This window comes from Vibrio sp. 1727, from assembly GCF_033344415.1.
Lineage (GTDB): Bacteria > Pseudomonadota > Gammaproteobacteria > Enterobacterales > Vibrionaceae > Vibrio > Vibrio alginolyticus.
This window is the reverse complement of the sequence record NZ_JAWPOT010000360.1, coordinates 1-645: the sequence shown is the minus strand read 5'-3', so window position 1 is coordinate 645 and position 645 is coordinate 1. Positions and strand designations below refer to the sequence as shown.

General features: G+C 47.1%; 1 protein-coding gene. It reads right to left on the bottom strand.

What is annotated here, in order from left to right:
• On the bottom strand, window positions 1–579 hold a 579-nt coding region (locus tag R8O10_RS25740), incomplete at its 3' end, for a serine protease (RefSeq protein ID WP_318192029.1).
• Window positions 580–645: the final 66 nt, after the last annotated feature.

The following is a 645-nucleotide window of genomic DNA, read 5'->3' as shown; positions in this document are numbered from 1 at the left end:
GTAGTTTCCACCCGCCTGACGACAAGTGGCATCCGACACGAGTGGAACATCGACTTCTTGCAATCTTGTTGGCGAACTGCCGCCTTCTGACGTTCGACCTAAACCTGCAACTGTCAACCAATCTCCAATACTGGCGTACTGCGCCAAGCTGCCATCAGCAATTTCAACTGCGGATACACCTTGTGGGACGGAATCTAGCTTTAGAACCGCAATATCATAAGAAAGCGTGGCGCGGCGATAAGACGGATGCATGTGGATTTCACTCACATTCGCTCTAACTCCATCGGTGCCGTTGTACACGATGCCACCAATTTTCACGGCAATTTGACTCGGTGAATCGCCCTCCACACAGTGAGCCGCAGTCAATACATAGCCATTGCCGATGTAACTCGCACCACAATAGGAACGATTGCTGTAGCGACTTACAATTTGTGTGTAGAACTTCCATTCAGTTGGATCGGCGGTAATGCCGCCCACGATTTTCGGTTGAATGATGTGGTTTTGCGTCTGTGATAAATCATCAGCACTTGCAAACATTGGCAAGACTGCCAAAGCAAGTAACGATTTTGATAGTTTCAAAGTATTATCCTCTTGTTTTTTTTAAGCACGATCCTCGTGCTACTCATAAAACAAGCAGACAAATTC